Annotated in this window: 15 protein-coding genes; 14 read left to right on the top strand and 1 reads right to left on the bottom strand. The window is 71.9% G+C overall.

The window, feature by feature from the left end; all coding sequences use genetic code 11:
- Nucleotides 1–470: hypothetical protein (locus HB662_RS28600; RefSeq protein ID WP_209443522.1), on the bottom strand; the 470-nt coding region annotated here is incomplete at its 3' end.
- On the opposite strand from HB662_RS28600, the gene HB662_RS28595 reads away from it, so the two are divergent.
- The 14 genes from HB662_RS28595 (at nucleotide 460) to serA (ending at nucleotide 17,467) form a co-directional block, all read left to right on the top strand.
- Complete coding sequence (locus HB662_RS28595; protein ID WP_168055454.1) at nucleotides 460–894, top strand: hypothetical protein; 435 nt, start codon at nucleotides 460–462, stop codon at nucleotides 892–894. The genes HB662_RS28600 and HB662_RS28595 overlap by 11 nt on opposite strands.
- Entirely contained in the window at nucleotides 891–2,264 is a 1,374-nt protein-coding gene (tolB, locus tag HB662_RS28590; RefSeq protein WP_168055453.1) for a Tol-Pal system beta propeller repeat protein TolB, read from the top strand. Before HB662_RS28595 ends, tolB begins: the two co-directional genes overlap by 4 nt.
- Nucleotides 2,265–2,436: 172 nt before the next feature.
- Nucleotides 2,437–2,916: a peptidoglycan-associated lipoprotein Pal gene (pal, locus tag HB662_RS28585; protein WP_168055452.1), complete on the top strand. Its 480-nt coding sequence runs from the start codon at nucleotides 2,437–2,439 to the stop codon at nucleotides 2,914–2,916.
- 173 nt (nucleotides 2,917–3,089) lie between these two features.
- Complete coding sequence (locus HB662_RS28580) at nucleotides 3,090–3,980, top strand: tol-pal system YbgF family protein (protein WP_245185986.1); 891 nt, start codon at nucleotides 3,090–3,092, stop codon at nucleotides 3,978–3,980.
- Between the two features lie 55 nt (nucleotides 3,981–4,035).
- Nucleotides 4,036–5,238, top strand: a complete 1,203-nt coding sequence (gene tilS / locus HB662_RS29880; protein ID WP_168055451.1) for a tRNA lysidine(34) synthetase TilS — start codon at nucleotides 4,036–4,038, stop codon at nucleotides 5,236–5,238.
- A gap of 141 nt (nucleotides 5,239–5,379) precedes the next feature.
- Nucleotides 5,380–7,308 carry an ATP-dependent zinc metalloprotease FtsH gene (ftsH, locus tag HB662_RS28570; RefSeq protein ID WP_168055450.1) on the top strand — a complete coding sequence of 643 codons (1,929 nt, stop codon included), beginning with the start codon at nucleotides 5,380–5,382 and terminating at the stop codon, nucleotides 7,306–7,308.
- Between the two features lie 156 nt (nucleotides 7,309–7,464).
- Entirely contained in the window at nucleotides 7,465–8,514 is a 1,050-nt protein-coding gene (folP, locus tag HB662_RS28565; RefSeq protein ID WP_168055458.1) for a dihydropteroate synthase, read from the top strand.
- A 158-nt stretch (nucleotides 8,515–8,672) separates the two neighbouring features.
- Entirely contained in the window at nucleotides 8,673–10,280 is a 1,608-nt protein-coding gene (locus HB662_RS28560) for a hypothetical protein (RefSeq protein WP_168055449.1), read from the top strand.
- A 117-nt stretch (nucleotides 10,281–10,397) separates the two neighbouring features.
- Nucleotides 10,398–11,789 (top strand): phosphoglucosamine mutase, encoded by a 1,392-nt coding sequence (glmM, locus tag HB662_RS28555; protein ID WP_168055448.1) that lies wholly within the window; start codon nucleotides 10,398–10,400, stop codon nucleotides 11,787–11,789.
- Nucleotides 11,786–12,616: a bifunctional hydroxymethylpyrimidine kinase/phosphomethylpyrimidine kinase gene (gene thiD / locus HB662_RS28550; RefSeq protein WP_168055447.1), complete on the top strand. Its 831-nt coding sequence runs from the start codon at nucleotides 11,786–11,788 to the stop codon at nucleotides 12,614–12,616. The genes glmM and thiD overlap by 4 nt, the downstream gene beginning before the upstream one ends.
- Nucleotides 12,613–13,476: a PhzF family phenazine biosynthesis isomerase gene (locus HB662_RS28545; protein ID WP_168055446.1), complete on the top strand. Its 864-nt coding sequence runs from the start codon at nucleotides 12,613–12,615 to the stop codon at nucleotides 13,474–13,476. The genes thiD and HB662_RS28545 overlap by 4 nt, the downstream gene beginning before the upstream one ends.
- Nucleotides 13,473–14,609 carry an SLAC1 family transporter gene (locus HB662_RS28540; protein ID WP_168055444.1) on the top strand — a complete coding sequence of 379 codons (1,137 nt, stop codon included), beginning with the start codon at nucleotides 13,473–13,475 and terminating at the stop codon, nucleotides 14,607–14,609. The genes HB662_RS28545 and HB662_RS28540 overlap by 4 nt, the downstream gene beginning before the upstream one ends.
- A 96-nt stretch (nucleotides 14,610–14,705) precedes the next feature.
- Complete coding sequence (locus HB662_RS28535) at nucleotides 14,706–15,878, top strand: phosphoserine transaminase (protein WP_168055442.1); 1,173 nt, start codon at nucleotides 14,706–14,708, stop codon at nucleotides 15,876–15,878.
- Entirely contained in the window at nucleotides 15,875–17,467 is a 1,593-nt protein-coding gene (gene serA, locus HB662_RS28530; RefSeq protein ID WP_168055440.1) for a phosphoglycerate dehydrogenase, read from the top strand. The genes HB662_RS28535 and serA overlap by 4 nt, the downstream gene beginning before the upstream one ends.
- The last annotated feature ends 39 nt before the right edge of the window (nucleotides 17,468–17,506 follow it).

Genomic DNA, 17,506 nt, shown 5'->3' with positions numbered 1-17,506 from the left:
CCGCCGGTGGCCGGCCCGCCCGCGCCTGCGCTGATCCCGCCGCCGCCCGCACCGCCCGCCGCCCCGCCGGCGGCGCCGCGCGTGGCTGCCGCACCGCCCGCCGCACCGCCCGCCCCGGCGCCGCCGACCCCGGCCGCGCCGCCGCGCCCAGCGGCTTCCGCCCCGCCGCCGCAGCCCGCGGAACCGCTGCCGATGCCGCCGCCGCCGCCGCCTTCCGCGGCACCGGTCGCGCCCAATCCGACTCCGCCGGCCCCGGCCCCCGCACGGCCGACGCCGCCGACTCCGGCCGCGCCGGCGCCCGCCGCCCCGGCGGCCCCCGCCGCGCCGCCCAACGCGCCGCCGGCGCGCACCGCCGTGCCGCTGCCGCCGCCACCCGCGCCGCGCCCGCCGACCCCGGTCACTACGCCCGGCACCAGCGCGACTCCGCCGGTGGCGCGGCCGGAGGAACGCTCGACCAGCGTGCTGAACACGCTGGAGCGGCTGCGCCAGCAGCAGGCCGCAAACCGCCCGCCGACCGCCCGCGCCGCACCGCAGGCCGCGCGCTCCGCGCCGGCAGGCGGCGCGCCGAATGCGACGGACCAGCTCAATGCCGGCGAACGTGCCGCGATCGGGGAACGGGTTGGCGAATGCTGGCGGGTGGACCAGGGCATGCTCGGGCTCGCCGAGATGCGGGTCAGCCTGGTTGCCATCGTGGATCGTGAAGGCGTGATCCGGAATGTGTTGCCCGGCCCGGACGGGGTGCCGAGCGAACCGCGCGCCCGCGCGCTATATGAACAGGCGCGCCGCGCGCTGCGGGACCCGGCTTGCAGCCCGCTTCCGGTTCCGCCGGGTCGCCTGCAGGCGGGTGAAAACCGCTTCCAGTTCAATTTCTCGCCGAGGGGATTTCTCCGATGAACTTGCCGGGCTTCGGCTTCACGCGGCGCAGCGTCTTTGCAGGCCTTGGTGGCACGGTGGTCGCCAGCCTGCTGCCCGATTTCGCCCTCGGCCAGCAGGCCGCCACCGCCTCCACCACCGTCATCGACGTGACCCGCGCGCGCACCGATCCGGTGCCGATCGCGGTGCCGGACATGGCCGGCGCCAGCCCGGATGCGCAGCGCGTCGGCCGCGACATCGCCCGCGTCATCCAGGCCAATCTCCGCAATTCGGGGCTGTTCCGCCCGGTGGACCGGCAGGCCTTCATCCAGACGCCGGAGACGGCGGCCGCCAATCCGCGCTTCCAGGATTGGCGGGTGATCGGCGCGCATGCGCTGACCACCGGTCGGGTCGAGGAATCGGGCGGCCGGCTGCGGGTGGAATTCCGCCTGTGGGACGTGCTGGCGGACACCCAGCTGCAGGGCACCGCCTTCACCGCGCCGGCCGCGCAGTGGCGCCGCATCGCGCATCTCATCAGCGACGTGATCTATGAGCGGCTGCTGGGCGAGAAGGGCTATTTCGACACGCAGATCGTCTACATCGCCGAATCCGGGCCGCGCGATCGCCGCACCCGCCGCATGGCGCTGATGGACCAGGATGGCGAGAACCACCGCTTCCTGACCGATGGCAGCTTCCAGGCGCTGACGCCGCGTTTCCACCCCACGGCGCGCCAGGTCGCCTTCATGTCCTATTTCCGCAACCAGCCGCGGGTCTACCTGTTCAACCTGGACAGCGGCCAGCAGCAGGTACTCGGCAGCTTCGGCGGCATGACCTTCAGCCCGCGCTTCGCGCCCGATGGCCGCAGCGTGATCCTCTCGGCGAGCCGGGGCGGCGATGCCAACATCTTCGTGGTGGACATCGCCTCGCGCCGCGAACGGCAGCTGACCTCCGGCGGGTCGCTGGACGTTTCGCCCTGCTATTCCCCGGACGGCACGCAGATCGTGTTCAACTCGGACCGCGGCGGCGACCAGCAGCTTTATGTCATGTCCGCCGATGGCGGCGGGGCGCGAAGGATTTCCTTCGGGAATGGCCGCTACGCGACGCCGGTCTGGTCGCCGCGCGGCGACCTGATCGCCTTCACCCGGATCAGCGGCGGCCAGTTCGCCATCGGCGTGATGCGGCCGGACGGGTCGGGCGAGCGCATCCTGAGCGAGGGCTGGTCGATGGAGGGCCCGTCCTTCGCGCCGAATGGCCGGGTGCTGGCCTTCTACCGGGAGACGCCTGCACGGGACGCACGCGGTGGCGGCTATTCCTCCCGCCTCGCGCAGATCGACATCGCCGGCTTCAACGAGCGGCAGATGGTGACGCCGACCGACGCCTCGGATCCCGCCTGGAGCCCGCTGCTGTCGTAACAACCACTCGTTGACTTCTGTCGCGCCAGTATTCGGCGCGGCAGGAACAAATTGCCTTGTTGCTGCCGCACAATTTCTTGAACATGCCACGCCGTCGGCGCGGTTCGCCCGATTCGTGCCTCGATTTGCGCCGCCCGATTTGCATGTCAACCCTGGAAGGATCCCGACTCCGATGAACACCAAGCTCCTCGGCGCATTCGCCGCCGTGGCCCTGCTCGCTGCCTGCGGCAGCGGCACTGAGCAATCTTCCGCCGCCACCGGCGGTGGCGCCGAGACCACCACCAGCGGCCCGCGCCCGGGCAGCCAGGAAGACCTGGTGGCCAACATCGGCGACCGCGTGTTCTTCGACACCGACCGCAGCAGCGTCCGCGCCGACCAGCGCGTGGTGCTGGATCGCCAGGCCGGCTGGCTGCAGCGCTACCCGCAGGTGCAGGTCGCCGTCGAGGGTCATGCCGACGAGCGCGGCACCCGCGAGTACAACCTGGCGCTCGGCCAGCGCCGCGCCAATGCGGCGCGCGACGTGCTGGTGGCCGGTGGCGTCGCCCCCGCCCGCGTTGCCACCATCTCCTACGGCAAGGACCGCCCGGCCGCGCTCGGCTCGAACGAGCAGGCCTGGTCGCAGAACCGCCGCGCCGTCACGGTGATCCGCTGAGCCGGTAGGGGGCCTTCGTCCGAAGGCCCCCTACCTGTCGTGGCAGCCTGTTGATGTCGCGAGGCGGCATTTCGTGATCCACGGGGTCACGGCACTTCGTTGACCTTGGCCCTGGCCCCGGAGGCGGCTCTGCCGTATCCGGGGGCGCAGCCGCAGGCATGAAGGAGCCCCGCATGCGCCTATTCCGAACCGCCTTGCTCGGCCTTGGACTTTCCGTCCTGAGCCTGCTGCCGTTGCAGCCGGCCCAGGCGCAGGTCGAATCGCGCGAGGGCATCGCCCTGCAGAACCAGATCCTGCAATTGCGCCAGGAGGTGGAGATGCTGCGTCGCGGCGGCGCCACCGCCATGCCGGCGCCGGTCGCCGGCGCTTCCAACCTCGGCGGGCGTCCGGTGCCGCCGGGCGGCGCGCCACAGGGTGAACTGGTGGGCGCGCTGCTCGACCGCGTCGCCCGGCTGGAGGAGGAACTGCGCAGCGTGCGTGGCCGCGCCGAGCAATCCGAATTCCGCGAGCGTACGCTGCAGGAACGGCTGGAGAAGCTGGAAGGCGACATCGATTTCCGCCTGCAGCAGATCGAGGGCCAGCGCCAGGGCAGCGCCACCCCGCCGGCGCGTCCGCCGGCCACCGCAGCGGCCCCTCCTGCTGCCGCCGCCGCCGCACCGGCTGCCCCCGCCGCCCTGCGCCGCCCGCCGCAGCGCGCCTTGGCCGACGGCCAGGCAGCACTCGGCCGGCGCGACTGGGTCGCGGCGGAAGCCGCGGCGCGGGAAGTCGTCGCATCACGTGACGCGGCGCGGGCCGGCGACGCCCAGATCCTGCTCGGCGCCGCACTGGCCGGGAAGCGGGACTTCGCCGGTTCGGCCGTGGCCTATGACGACGCCTTCCGCCGCAGCCCGCAGGGCAGCCGGGCGCCGGAGGCGATGCTGGGCGTCGCCAATGCGCTGATCGGCCTGAACAACAACCGCGATGCCTGCAACCAGTTGAACGACCTGCGCACCCGCTTCCCGGCCCTGCGTGGCGCCGTGGCGGAACGGGCGGCCGATGCCCGCCGCCGCGCCCAGTGCCGCTGAGGCACCCACTCCCCCTCTAGATTTGGCCGGCTTCGCGCCGGATTTCGCGCACTGGATGGCCCCGCTCGGCCCCTTCGGGATGGCCCCGCGGATCGTCGCCGGCGTCTCCGGCGGACCGCACAGCCTGGCCCTGGCGCTGCTTCTGGCAGAATGGCTGGCAGAGCGCCGCGGCACCTTGACCGCCGGCATCGTCGACCACGGGCTGCGACCCGAGAGCGCGGCCGAAGCCGCGACCGTTGCCAGGTGGCTCGAATCGCGTGGCATCGCGTGCCGCATTCTTTCCCTGGACATGTCGCCTGGCCCGGCCATGCAGGCGCGGGCGCGGGATGGGCGGCTGGCCGCGCTGCTGGCGCTGGCGGCGGCGCAGGGCGTCGGCTGGGTCGCGCTCGGCCAGCATCGGGCGGACCAGGCGGAGACGCTGCTGCTGCGGGCGCTGGCCGGCAGCGGCGCCACGGGCCTGGCCGGCATGGCCCCGGCGCGCAACGCCGGCGGCGCGCTGCTGATCCGCCCGCTGCTGGCCGCCAGCCCGGCCTGGCTCGAGGCTGTCGTGGCCTCCGCCGGGTTGGTGCCGGTGCGCGACCCCTCCAACGCCGATCCGCGCTTCACCCGCGCCCGGCTGCGGGCCGCGCTGGCGGATGCGGCGGGGGAGGGGCCGGCCACCGCCGCATTGGCCGAGGCCGCCGGCGCCTTCGCTGGGCGCCGCGCGGTGCGGCAGGCAGCGGTGGCCGCGCGCCTGGCACGGGCGGCGATGCTGTCGGAGCACGGCTTTGCGCGGCTCGATCTGGCGGCGCTGGGGCAGGATGCGGTGGCGGTGGCGGCCCTGGGTGGCCTGCTGCGGGCGATCGGCGGCGGGCTGCATGCCCCGGCGCCGGCCGCGGTGGCCGGGCTGCTGGCGCGCCGCGCGGGCACATTGGGCGGCGCGCGGCTCACCCGGCAGGGGCTACTGCTGCGGGAGGATGCGGCCATGGCGCCCCCCGTGCCCGCGACGGACGGCGTGGCATGGGATGGCCGCTTCCGGCTGTCGGGCACCCCTGGGCCCGGGTTGATGCTGGGGGCGCTAGGCGCCGCCGCGGCGCGGCTGGAGCGGCCCGCCGGGCTGCCGGCGGCGGTTGCGCGCACCCTGCCGGCGCTTTGGCTTCCCCCTGCCGATGGTCGCGACACTGTGCTGGTCGCGGTGCCCGCGCTGTCCTATCCTGCCCCGGAGACCAGCTTCGGCATCCGGGTGCGCTTCGCGCCACCGGGCGGCGCGGTAGGTTGAGCGCCGCCCATTCCGGCGTCCATCCACGATGTCTGATTCACGGGATGGAAGCCGGCGCGGGCGCACCTATCTGTGAGTGCGGAGCGGGCCACCTGATGGACCGACACTGTCCATCTTGGGAAGCCCCAAAGGGATGCAAACGTGAACAATTTCGGCCGGAACCTGGCGCTGTGGGTCATCGTGGCGCTGCTGTTGGTGGCGCTGTTCAATCTGTTCCAGCCATCCAATGGCGGGGGCAACCGGGCAGCGCAGCAGGTCGCCTATTCGGATTTCCTGAACGAGGTGAGCGCCGGCCATGTCCGGGACGTGACCATCCAGGGCCGCACGGTAACGGGCCAGCTCAATGATGGCCGCAGCTTCTCCACCTTCACGCCGGAAGACCCGCAGCTGGTCAGCCGCCTGACGGAACGTGGCGTGCGCGTCGTGGCGCGGCCCGAGGAAAGCGACGTCAACCCGCTGTTCCAGATCCTGATTTCCTGGTTCCCGATGCTGCTGCTGATCGGCGTCTGGATCTTCTTCATGCGCCAGATGCAGGGCGGCGGCGGCCGCGCCATGGGTTTTGGGAAATCCAAGGCCAAGCTGCTGACGGAAAAGCAGGGCCGGGTGACCTTCGACGACGTCGCGGGCATCGAGGAAGCGAAGTCGGAACTGGAAGAGATCGTTGAATTCCTGCGTGACCCGCAGAAGTTTCAGCGGCTGGGCGGCAAGATCCCGAAGGGCGTGCTGCTGGTGGGCCCGCCGGGTACCGGCAAGACGCTGCTGGCGCGGTCCATCGCCGGCGAGGCGAATGTTCCGTTCTTCACCATTTCCGGCTCCGACTTCGTCGAGATGTTCGTGGGCGTCGGCGCCAGCCGCGTGCGCGACATGTTCGAGCAGGGCAAGAAGAACGCCCCTTGCATCATCTTCATCGATGAAATCGATGCCGTGGGCCGTCACCGCGGCGCCGGCCTCGGCGGCGGCAATGATGAGCGCGAGCAGACGCTGAACCAGATGCTGGTGGAGATGGACGGCTTCGAATCCAACGAGGGCGTCATCATCATCGCCGCCACCAACCGGCCGGACGTGCTGGACCCCGCGCTGCTGCGCCCGGGCCGCTTCGACCGCCAGGTTGTCGTGCCGAACCCGGACGTGAACGGGCGGGAGAAGATCCTGCGCGTCCATATGCGCAAGGTGCCGCTGGCCTCCGACGTGGAGCCGAAGGTGATCGCGCGCGGCACGCCGGGCTTCTCCGGCGCCGATCTGGCCAACCTGGTGAACGAGGCGGCGCTGCTGGCTGCGCGTACCGGTCGGCGCACCGTCGGCATGGCGGAGTTCGAGGCGGCCAAGGACAAGGTGATGATGGGTGCGGAACGCCGCAGCCTGGTCATGTCCGAGGACGAGAAGCGGATGACCGCCTATCACGAGGCGGGCCATGCGCTGGTTGCGATGCATGAGCCGGAATGCGACCCCGTCCACAAGGCCACCATCATCCCGCGCGGCCGTGCGCTGGGTCTGGTGATGTCCCTGCCGGCCGGCGACCGCTACTCGAAGCACAAGTCCAAGATGAAGGCCGAACTCGCCATGGCGATGGGCGGCCGCGTCGCGGAGGAGCTGATCTTCGGCCCGGACAAGGTCTCCAACGGCGCCTCGGGCGACATCAAGATGGCGACCGACCAGGCCCGCCGGATGGTGACGGAATGGGGCATGTCCGAGAATCTCGGCATGATCGCCTATGGCTCGAACGATCAGGAAGTGTTCCTCGGCCATAGCGTGACGCAGTCGAAGAACCTGTCCGAGGAGACGGCGCGGAAGATCGATGGCGAGATCCGCTCGATCATCGACGCCGCCTATGCCCGCGCCACCAAGGTCCTGTCCGAGAACGTCGACGAGCTGCACCTGCTGGCCAAGGGCCTGCTGGAGCACGAGACGATCTCGGGCGACGAGATCAAGCTGATCATCAAGGGCGAGCCGATCGTGCGCGTCCGCCCCGATGAGCCGGTGAACCAGGGCCGCGGCAGCGTGCCGACCAGCGGCCGCCCCAACCCGCGGCCGAACCCCGGCCCGGGCCTGGCGCCGGCCCCCGGCACCTGAGGCTGGGCGCCGATCGTTTCCCGAACGGCCCGCGCAAGCGGGCCGTTTTCGATTCCACCTACTCGGCGCTTTGCCGCGCCGCCGTGCCGGGGCATCGTCGGCGCCCAGCGCAATCGGGGGCCTGCGAGTCGTGACCGGGACAGAGTCGTGACCGAGATGTGGGTCGAGCCGCTGGGCCTCATCGAGGGCCAGGCCGCCGCCGCCGCGCTGGCAGCGGACCTTGCCTTGCCGCTGGCGGGCGGGCCGCTGGCCTTCACCCTGGTGCGGCTGATCGGCCCGGATGCGCCCAGCGCCGCGCTGCCGCTGTCTGACGTGCCGGAGGCGTGGCAGAAGCACGTGCTGGCACTGACCTACCCGTTGCCCCGCTTCGCCGGCCTGGCGATGCCCTGCGAGGGCGGCCGGCCGCTGGTCATGGGCATCATCAACGTCACGCCGGACAGCTTCTCGGATGGTGGCCGCGGCATCGCGGAATCGATCGCCGCGGGACATGCCATGCTGGAGGCCGGTGCCGACCTGCTGGATATCGGCGGCGAAAGCACCCGGCCCGGCTCGCATCCCGTGGCGCCGGAGGAGGAATGCCGGCGCGTGCTGCCGGTGATCCGCGAACTGGCAAAGGCCGCCACCATCAGCGTCGATACCCGCAATGCCGCCACCATGCTGGCGGCGCTGGAGGCCGGCGCCGAGATCGTCAACGACATCACCGCGCTGCGCCACGACCCGGCGGCGGCGCGGGTGCTGGCGCGGTCGGAGGCCAGCGTCATCCTGATGCACATGCTGGGCGAGGACCCGCGCACCATGCAGCAGAACCCGCGCTACGGCGACGTGGCGCTGGAGGTGGCGCAGTTCCTGGCGGACCGGGTCGCCGCCGCCGAACGGCTCGGCCTGCCGAAGGACCGGCTGGCGGTGGACCCTGGCATCGGCTTCGGCAAGCGCCTGCCGCATAATCTGGCGCTGATCGAGCGCCTGCCGCTGCTGGCCGGCATCGGCTGCCCGATCATCTTCGGTGCCAGCCGCAAGCGGTTCCTCGGCACGCTGTCCGCGGTGGAAACCCCGGCGGCGCGGGTGCCGGCCTCGGTCGCCGCGGCGCTGGCCGCAGCCTCCCGCGGCGCGGCGATGGTGCGGGTGCATGACGTGGCGGAGACGGTGCAGGCGCTTGCCGTCTGGCAGGCGCTGTCGGGCGGGGCGGAGGAGGATGACCCCGACTGACCTCCGCGTAAGTGGCTGTTTGCAAAGGGTGAAAACTTTGCGCGGCCGCATCGTGCGCCTCCCTGATACGTGACCGCCGCGGTTCCTCCGGGCGGTTGATCGCAGGCATTGCCCGCCGGTAACTCGCCTTCCGACCTGGTCGTGACGGAGCGAGAAACGTGCAGATTCTGCCGCGCCCCCTGCTGCCAGCCCTGCTGGCCCTGCTGCTGTTGCCAGGTGCCCCGGCCCGCGCCCAGCTCGGCGAGACCTCCTGCCCCGAGCTCGTGGCCTGGGCGCGGGAGCATGAGGTGCATGCGGAACGGGATATGAGCCTGGGCTGGGACCGCCTGCCGCCGCGGCAGGAGGTCATGCTGCCCGGCCTGTTCCTCGCCCCCGCCACCACCGCGACCTTCGGCAAGCCGGCGCTGGAATGGGACCGGCAGGACCTCCGCACCCTCGGGTCGCGCCTGCGCGCCTGCGCGCGGGACCGCGAGATGCGCCCGCACCGGGAGGTGCTGGCCGAGGCGCAGCGGCTGGTGTCCGGTCCAGCCTCCACCTTCCTGCAGCACCGGCAAAGGGTGCTGGCGGAACTGCCGGTTCAGCTGGAGCGGCTGGCGCAACAGCCCTTCGCACCGGCCCTGTTGCCCTTCCTCACCACCCTTGCGGCGGCCGGCGAACCGGCCGGATGGCAGGCGGCGCAGCAGGATTGGCGCGAGCTTCCGGGGGCGGCGCGGGGGACCGGCCACCAGTTGCTGCGGCTGGTTCCCTACCTGCTGCCGGAGGACCGGTCCCACCTGCTGCTGCCGGAGCTGGAGCGTCAGCGGGCGCAGCGCCAAGCCGAGGCGCGGCAGGCCAGCCTCGATGAGCTGGCCGCGCTGCCGCCCAATCCGCGCGGCCTGGCGGGGCTGGAGGCGATGGAGCAGGGGCCGGTCTGGCCGCTGCTGCGGCCGGAGGACCGGGCGGAGGTGGTGGCGGCGCGGCAGGCCCGGGGCGCTGCCCTGCTGGAGGAGATCGAGGCCGGGCTGCGCCGCCGCATCGCCGCCGTGCCGGCCAGCCTGCCGGCTTTCAACCGGCTGGCCGCGATCCGCCGCGACGCAGCGCTCGCGGCACTGCCCGCCGATCGGGCCGCAGCGCTGACCGCCGAGCTGGAGGAGCGGTCGCGCAGCCTGGCCGCGACGATGCTCGACCGGCTGGGCGTTGAACTGGCGGAGCGGCCGGAGACGGTGGAAAGCCTGGGCCACGTGGTGCTGGTCACGCAGCGGGTGACGGAGGCGCTGCGGCCGCATGCGGAGGCCGCGACCCTGGCGGCCTTCAAGGAATCCAGCACCCGCCGCATCGCCGCGATGGCGGCGGCGGCGCTGCCGGAATTCGTGGTGCTGCTGGAAGCGGTGCCGGCCGCGGGCCTCGATTCGCTGCAGGCGCCGCCCTGGATCGCCGCGCTGCCGCCGCCGCATGCAGGGCGCTACGCCAGCGCGCTGGCCGACCGGCGGGCGAAGCTGGAAGCGGCGATCGCCGCGGAACGGGCGGCCGAGGCGGCGCGGGAGGCAGGGCCCCTGGCCGGGCGTCACTACGCCACGCCGGATGGGGCGATGCGCCTGGAATTCCTCGATTCCAGCCGCGTGCTGGTGACCCAGGCGGCGACGCAGACGACCATCGCCGGCAGCTACGAGGAGATCGCCGGTGAGCGGCTGATCCTGACGCTGCCCGATACGAATGTGGTGCTGCAGCGGCAGGGACGCCGGCTGGATGGCGGCGCGGTGGTGCTGGAACGCCAGGCGGCACCCTGACGTCACCGCCGCGCCGGGCTGCCGCCGCCGTCGGGGATCGCGGCAGCGTGATGCTGAAAGTCGCCCTGCACGGCGCCGCGGATTTCAAACCCCGGTACGGGCGTTATAAGCGGGTGCATGAGCGCATTGACCCGCAAGCTTTTCGGCACCGATGGTATTCGCGGCACGGCCAACAAGCCACCGATGGATGCCGGCACGGCCCTCCGCCTCGGCCAGGCGGCGGGCCGGTTCTTCAACCGCGGCACGCACAAGCACCGCGTCGTCATCGGCAAGGACACGCGGCTGTCCGGCTACATGCTGGAACCGGCGATGACCGCGGGCTTCGTCGGCGCCGGAATGGATGTGGTGCTGGTCGGCCCGCTGCCGACGCCGGCCATCGCCATGCTGACGCGCAGCCTGCGCTGCGACCTCGGCGTGATGATCTCGGCCAGCCACAACCCCTACGAGGATAACGGCATCAAGCTGTTCGGCCCGGACGGGTTGAAGCTGTCCGATGCGCAGGAAGCCGAGATCGAGGCGCTGATGGATGCGCCGAATTTCCTGGAGACGCTGGCCGCCCCGGCCAAGCTCGGCCGCGCCAGCCGGCTGGACGATGCGCCGGGCCGCTATATCGAGGCCGCGAAGGCCGCCTTTCCGCGCGGCCGCAGCCTGGAAGGTCTGCGCATCGCCGTCGATTGCGCGCATGGCGCCGCCTACAAGGTGGCGCCCACCGTGCTGTGGGAATTGGGGGCGGAGGTGGTCTCCATCGGCGTCTCGCCGGATGGCTTCAACATCAACCGCGATTGCGGCGCGACGGCGCCGCAGAAGCTGGGCGAGCTGGTGCGGGAACGCCGCGCCGACCTCGGCATCGCGCTCGATGGCGATGCGGACCGGCTGGCGCTGTGCGACGAGCAGGGCCGCATCATCGACGGCGACCAGATCCTGGCCACCATCGCCGGCGCCTGGCACCGGGAAGGCAAGCTGACCGGCGGCGGCGTCGTCGCCACCGTCATGTCCAACCTCGGGCTGGAGCGGCACCTGGAGGGGCTGGGCCTCAAGCTGCACCGCACCAAGGTCGGCGACCGCTATGTCGGCGAGAAGATGCGGGAGGCCGGCTGCAACCTGGGCGGCGAGCAATCCGGCCATGTGATCCTCTCGGATTTCGCCACCACCGGCGACGGGCTGTTCGCCGCGCTGCAGGTGCTGGCGCTGCTGGTGGAGGAAGGGCGCCCGGCCAGCGAGGTCTGCCGCCGCTTCACGCCAATGCCCCAGTTGCTGGAGAATATCCGCTTCACCGGCACCTCGCCGCTGAATGATCCGGAGGTGGCGAAGGCCATCAAGGCGGCGGGGGAGAAGCTGGGCGACCGGGGCCGCGTACTGGTCCGCGCCTCCGGCACCGAGCCGCTGATCCGCGTGATGGCGGAGGCCGAGGATGCGGCGGAGATGCGCCGGACGGTGGCGGAGTTGTCCGCGCTGATCCGCGCCCGCGCCGCGGCCGGGGCGGTGAAGAAGGTGGCCGCGGCCGAATGACCGCATCCGGGGCCAGGGGCCGGGTGCTGATCTGCGCCGGGTCCGATTCCGGCGGCGGCGCGGGCATCCAGGCGGATATCAAGTCGGTCACCGCGCTCGGGGGCTATGCGGCCACGGCCGTGACGGCGCTGACGGCGCAGAACACGCTGGGCGTGCAGGATGTGATGGGGGTGCCGCCCGCCTTCATCCGGCTGCAGATCCGCATGGTGCTGGAGGATATCGGCGCCGACGCCATCAAGACCGGCATGCTGGCCGATGTCGCCACCATCGGCGCGGTCTGCGACGCGCTGGCGGAATACGGTGCCGGCATTCCGCTGGTGGCGGACCCGGTGATGGTGGCCAAGGGCGGCCACCGGCTGCTGGCGGCGGATGCGGTGGCGACGCTGGCGGAACGGCTGCTGCCGATGGCCGCGCTGATCACCCCGAACCTGCCGGAGGCGGAGGCGCTGGTCGGCTTCCCCGTCACCGACGTGCCCGCCATGCATCGCGCGGCGGAGGCATTGCTGCGGATGGGCGTGCGGGCCGTGCTGGTGAAGGGCGGCCACCTGGAGGGCGAGGTGCTGACCGATGTGCTGGCCACCGAAGCGGGCAGCGAGATCTTCGAAAGCCCGCGGATCGCCAGCACCAGCACGCATGGCACCGGCTGCACCCTGGCCTCGGCCATCGCCTGCGGCCTGGCCCAGGGCATGGCGCTGCGCGACGCGGTGGCACGTGCCCGCGCCTATGTGCGGGCTGCCATGCGCGCGGCACCCGGGCTGGGGCAGGGACATGGCCCGCTCGGCCATGGCATCACCTTCGACCCATCCCGCCTGGAGACCATGCCGTGAGGCGCTTCGACTTCGTCACCGTAGACGTGTTCACGGACCGTCGCTTCGGCGGCAACCCGCTGGCGGTGTTCCCGGATGCGCGCGGCCTTACGGACGCCGAGATGCAGGCGCTGGCGGCGGAGTTCAACCTTTCCGAGACCACCTTCGTGCTGCCACCGGAAGACCCGGCCAATACGGCGCGCGTGCGGATCTTCACCCGGCAATACGAAATGCCCTTCGCCGGTCATCCGAATGTCGGCACCGGCTTCGTGCTGGCCGATCGCGCCGTCGATGGCGTGCTGCGCTTCGAGGAGATCGCCGGGCTGGTGGAAGTGCGGGTGGACGGGCAGGACACCACCATCGCCGCGCCGCAGCCGCTGACGCTGGATGTGGAAGTTCCCGTGGCCCTGGTCGCCCGCGCGGCGGGGCTGGCGGAGGCCGATATCGTGGTGGCGCGACACGCGCCGGTGCGTGCCGGCACTGGCAATTTCTTCGTGCTAGCCGAGGTGACGCCGGACGCGCTCGGCCGCGCCCAGCCGGATTTCGCCGGTTTCCGCGCGGGGCTGGAGGCGGTGCCCGCTCTGGCCGGGCGCTTCGCGCTGTATCTGTATGCGCCGGACGGCGCCGCGGTGCGCGCGCGCATGTTCGCCCCGCTCGGCGGCACGGTGGAGGATGCGGCGACCGGCAGCGCGGCGACACCGCTCGCCGCGCTGCTGCTGAAGCTCTCGGGCGCTGAGAAGGGCGCCTGGGACATCACCCAGGGCGTCGAGATGGGCCGGCCGAGCCTGCTGCGCACCACCGCGCGCCGTGCGGCGGATGGCATTCGCGCCACCGTCGGCGGCGGCTGCGTGCGGATGCTGCGCGGGGAGATCGAGCTATGAGCGGCACCGGCAAGCGCAGCACCCCGAAGCCCCGGGTCAAGGCCGCGGCGCCGAAGCGTGCCGTTCCGGCCGGGGCCGCGCCACCGGACGCGCCGTCGCTCGCCGTGCCGAGCGAAGCCGAACCGCCCACCGCCGTGCCTGTACCTGTGCCCGTGCCTGGGCCTGGGCCCGTGCTCGCCGCCGTGCCGGTGCCGGCCGCACCCCCGGGCCTGGCGCATCTGCCGCTGCCGCTGCTGGTGCTGCCGATGGGCCTTGGCGGGCTGGGCCTGGCGTGGCGGGAAGCCGCCACGGTGCTCGGCGCGCCGGGCGCGATCGGCGAGGCGCTGCTGGCGCTGACCGCGCTGCTCTGGCTGGTGGTGGTCGGCGGCCAGGTGCTGCGGGCGCTGCGCTATCCGGACGCCATGCTGGCCGAGTTGCGCCACCCGGTCCGCGTCGCCTTCGCCGCGGCGCCGACGGTGGCCCTGATGATCCTGGCCGGCGCCGTCTGGCCGCATGCGCCGGGCTTCGGCGCCGGGCTGTGGGGTGTGGCGGTCGCGCTGCACCTGGTGGTGGCGATGCTTCTGCTGCGCCGCGTGCTGGCCGGGCGAGGGGAGGTGGCGATGCTGGCGCCGCCGCTGCTCATCCCCTTCGTCGGCAATATCCTGGCGCCGGTCTTCGGCGCCCGGATGGGCTTCCTGGATGCATCCTGGATGATGTTCGGTGTCGGCACGCTGCTGTGGCTCGCGGTGCTGCCGCTGCTGCTGCACCGACTGCTGGCGGGGCCGCCGCTTCCCTTCGCGATGCGGCCCAGCATCGCCATCTTCGTCGCGCCGCCGGCGGTGGGCGCGCTGGCGGTGGCGGCCTTGACCGGGCAGGCGCATGGATTGGCGCTGGCCTTCACCGGCGTGGCGCTGCTGGTGGCGGCGGCGGTGCTGTCGCTGGCGCGGGAATTGGCGCGGGTGCCGTTCAGCCTTTCCTGGTGGGGCGTCACCTTCCCCTCCGCCGCCTTCGCCGTGATGCTGATGGGGCAGGGTTTCCACCCGGTGTTCGGCTGGCTGGCGCTGGCGCTGAACACGGCGCTGACCGGCTGGGTGGCCTGGCGCACCGCCAAGGCGGCACGGGCGGGCGTGTTCCTGCGGCCCGAGGCCCACTGAACGGGATGCTTGCGCGGTCCCGCCGGCGGGTCTAACCCTCGCGGCGGGCCACGCTCCCCCACCGGAGCGCATTCGCTTCTGGAAGGGAGCCTGCATATGACCGCCAAGCCGGACCTGCGTCCGCACAATCCCCGTTTCTCCTCTGGTCCCTGCGCCAAGCGCCCCGGCTGGTCGCTGGCGGTGCTGGAGGGTGCGCTGCTCGGGCGCAGCCATCGGGCCAAGGATCCCAAGGCCAAGCTGGCCGAGACCATCGAACTGTCCAAGGCCATCCTCGGCATGCCGAAGGATTGGCGGCTGGGCATCGTCCCCGCCTCCGACACCGGCGCGGTGGAGATGGCGCTGTGGTCGCTGCTCGGGCCAAAGGGCGTCGATATCCTGGCCTGGGAATCCTTCTCGAAGGATTGGGCAACGGATGTCACCAAGCAGCTCAAGCTGACCGATGTGCGGGTGCTGGCGGCGGGCTACGGCAAGCTGCCGGAACTGGCGCAGGTCGATCCGGCGCGCGACCTGGTCTTCGTCTGGAACGGCACCACCAGCGGCGTGCGCCTGCCCAACGCGGACTTCATCGCCGATGGCCGCCAGGGCCTGGCGATCTGCGACGCCACCTCCGCCGCCTTCGCCATGGAACTGCCCTGGAACAAGCTCGATGTGGTGACCTGGTCCTGGCAGAAGGTGCTGGGCGGGGAGGCGGCGCATGGCATGCTGGCGCTGTCGCCGCGCGCCGTCGCCCGCCTGGAATCCCACAAGCCCGCCTGGCCCATGCCGAAGATTTTCCGGATGACCAAGGACGGCAAGCTGAACGAGGGCATCTTCAAGGGCGAGACCATCAACACGCCGTCGATGCTCTGCGTGGAAGATGCGATCGACGGGCTGCGCTGGGCCGAAAGCGTTGGCGGCCTGAAGGGGCTGGTCGCGCGATCGGAGGCGAACCTCGCCGCCATCGCCGACTGGGTCGCCGGCAGTGACTGGGCGGCCTTCCTGGCGGAGGATGCGGCGACGCGGTCCTGCACCTCGATCTGCCTGAAGATCGTCGCGCCGTGGTTCACCGCGCTCGACGTGGAGGGGCAGGCCGCGGTCGCCAAGAAGCTCGCGGCGATGCTGGAGAAGGAAGGCGTGGCGCTCGACGCCGCGAATTACCGCGACGCCCCGCCGGGCCTGCGCATCTGGGGCGGCGCCACGGTCGAGACCAGCGACATCAAGGCCTTGCTGCCTTGGCTGGACTGGGCTTTCGCGAATATCGCCGCTGAGCGGAAGGCGGTGGCGGCATGAGCGCGCCCAAGGTTCTCATCAGCGACAAGCTCTCCCCCGCCGCCATCGCCATCTTCAAGGGCCGCGGCATCGAGGTGGATTTCAAGCCCGGCCTGAAGCCTGCCGAGCTGCGCGAGATCATCGGCCAGTATGACGGCCTGGCGATCCGCAGTGCCACCAAGGTAACTCGGGAAATGCTGGACGTGGCGACGCGGCTGAAGGTCGTGGGCCGCGCTGGCATCGGCGTCGACAATGTCGATGTGTCGAGTGCCACTGCGCGCGGCGTGGTCGTGATGAACACGCCCTATGGCAATGCCATCACCACGGCGGAACATGCCATCGCGATGATGTTCGCCCTCGCGCGCCAGATCCCCGAAGCCTCGACCAGCACCAAGGCAGGCAAGTGGGAGAAGAACCGCTTCATGGGCGTCGAGGTCTCGGGCAAGACGCTTGGCCTGGTGGGTGCCGGCAATATCGGCAGCATCGTCGCCAACCGTGCCTGCGGCCTGCACATGAAGGTCATCGCCTACGACCCCTTCCTGTCGGAGAAGCGGGCGGTCGAGCTCGGCGTGGAGAAGGTGGACCTTGAGACCCTGGTGTCCCGGGCCGACTTCATCACCATCCACGCGCCCTTCACTGAGCAGACGAAGAACATCCTTTCCCGTGAGCGCATCTTCGCCATGAAGAAGGGCGCGCGGCTGATCAACTGCGCCCGTGGCGGGCTGGTGGACGAGGCGGCGCTGTTCGAGGCGCTGCAATCCGGCCACCTCGCCGGCGCGGCGCTCGATGTGTTCGAGACGGAGCCGGCCACCGACAGTCCGCTCTTCGGCCTGGAGAACGTGGTCTGCACCCCGCATCTGGGCGCGGCCACGGCCGAGGCGCAGGAGAATGTGGCGCTGCAGGTGGCGGAGCAGATGAGCGACTTCCTGCTCACCGGCGCCGTCTCCAACGCCATCAACATGCCCTCCGTCACCGCGGAGGAGGCGCCGCGCCTGCGGCCCTACATGGAGCTCGCCCGGCAGCTCGGTGCGCTGGCCGGCCAGCTCACCGCCGCGCAGGGCGAGGAGATCAAGGCGATCCATGTGGCCTATGAGGGCCAGGCGGCGGAGCTGAACCAGCGGCCGCTGACGGCCGCGGCCCTGGCCGGCGTGCTGACGCCGATGATGGGCGCGGTGAACATGGTCAACGCCCCCGTGGTCGCGCGCGAGCGCGGCATCGAGGTGGCGGAGACGGTGCTGGAGCGCAGCGGCGACTATGCGACGCTGGTGCGCGTGACGGTGGTGACGCAGGGGCTCAACCGCTCCGTCGCCGGCACGCTGGTCGGTAACGGCAAGCCGCGGCTGGTCGAGGTGAAGGACATCGCGGTGGAGGCCGATTTCGCGCCGCACATGCTGTATGTGACGAACCAGGATCGCCCCGGCTTCATCGGCCATTTCGGCACGACGCTGGCCGATGCGGGGATCAACATCGCCACCTTCCATCTCGGCCGCAATACACCGGGCGGGGATGCGATCTGCCTGGTGGGGCTGGATGCGCCGGTGCCGGACGGGGTGCTGGCCACGGTGCGGGCACTGCCGCTGGTGGTGCGGGCGACACCGCTGGCCTTTTGACGATGCGCGCCGCCCGGTGACCCCGTGCCACCGGGCGGT

This window comes from Falsiroseomonas frigidaquae (genome assembly GCF_012163145.1).
Classification (GTDB): domain Bacteria; phylum Pseudomonadota; class Alphaproteobacteria; order Acetobacterales; family Acetobacteraceae; genus Falsiroseomonas; species Falsiroseomonas frigidaquae.
Note: the sequence above shows the minus strand (reverse complement) of the source record. Positions and strands in the feature narration are given on the sequence as shown.

Bases quoted from the DNA above. Each gene is read 5' to 3' on its own strand.
- serA (WP_168055440.1), top strand. From the start codon at position 15,875: ATGAGCGCGCCCAAGGTTCTCATCAGCGACAAGCTCTCCCCCGCCGCC.
- thiD (WP_168055447.1), top strand. From the start codon at position 11,786: ATGACCGCATCCGGGGCCAGGGGCCGGGTGCTGATCTGCGCCGGGTCC.
- tilS (WP_168055451.1), top strand. From the start codon at position 4,036: ATGGCCCCGCTCGGCCCCTTCGGGATGGCCCCGCGGATCGTCGCCGGC.
- glmM (WP_168055448.1), top strand. From the start codon at position 10,398: ATGAGCGCATTGACCCGCAAGCTTTTCGGCACCGATGGTATTCGCGGC.
- HB662_RS28580 (WP_245185986.1), top strand. From the start codon at position 3,090: ATGCGCCTATTCCGAACCGCCTTGCTCGGCCTTGGACTTTCCGTCCTG.
- tolB (WP_168055453.1), top strand. From the start codon at position 891: ATGAACTTGCCGGGCTTCGGCTTCACGCGGCGCAGCGTCTTTGCAGGC.
- folP (WP_168055458.1), top strand. From the start codon at position 7,465: ATGTGGGTCGAGCCGCTGGGCCTCATCGAGGGCCAGGCCGCCGCCGCC.
- HB662_RS28540 (WP_168055444.1), top strand. From the start codon at position 13,473: ATGAGCGGCACCGGCAAGCGCAGCACCCCGAAGCCCCGGGTCAAGGCC.
- HB662_RS28535 (WP_168055442.1), top strand. From the start codon at position 14,706: ATGACCGCCAAGCCGGACCTGCGTCCGCACAATCCCCGTTTCTCCTCT.
- pal (WP_168055452.1), top strand. From the start codon at position 2,437: ATGAACACCAAGCTCCTCGGCGCATTCGCCGCCGTGGCCCTGCTCGCT.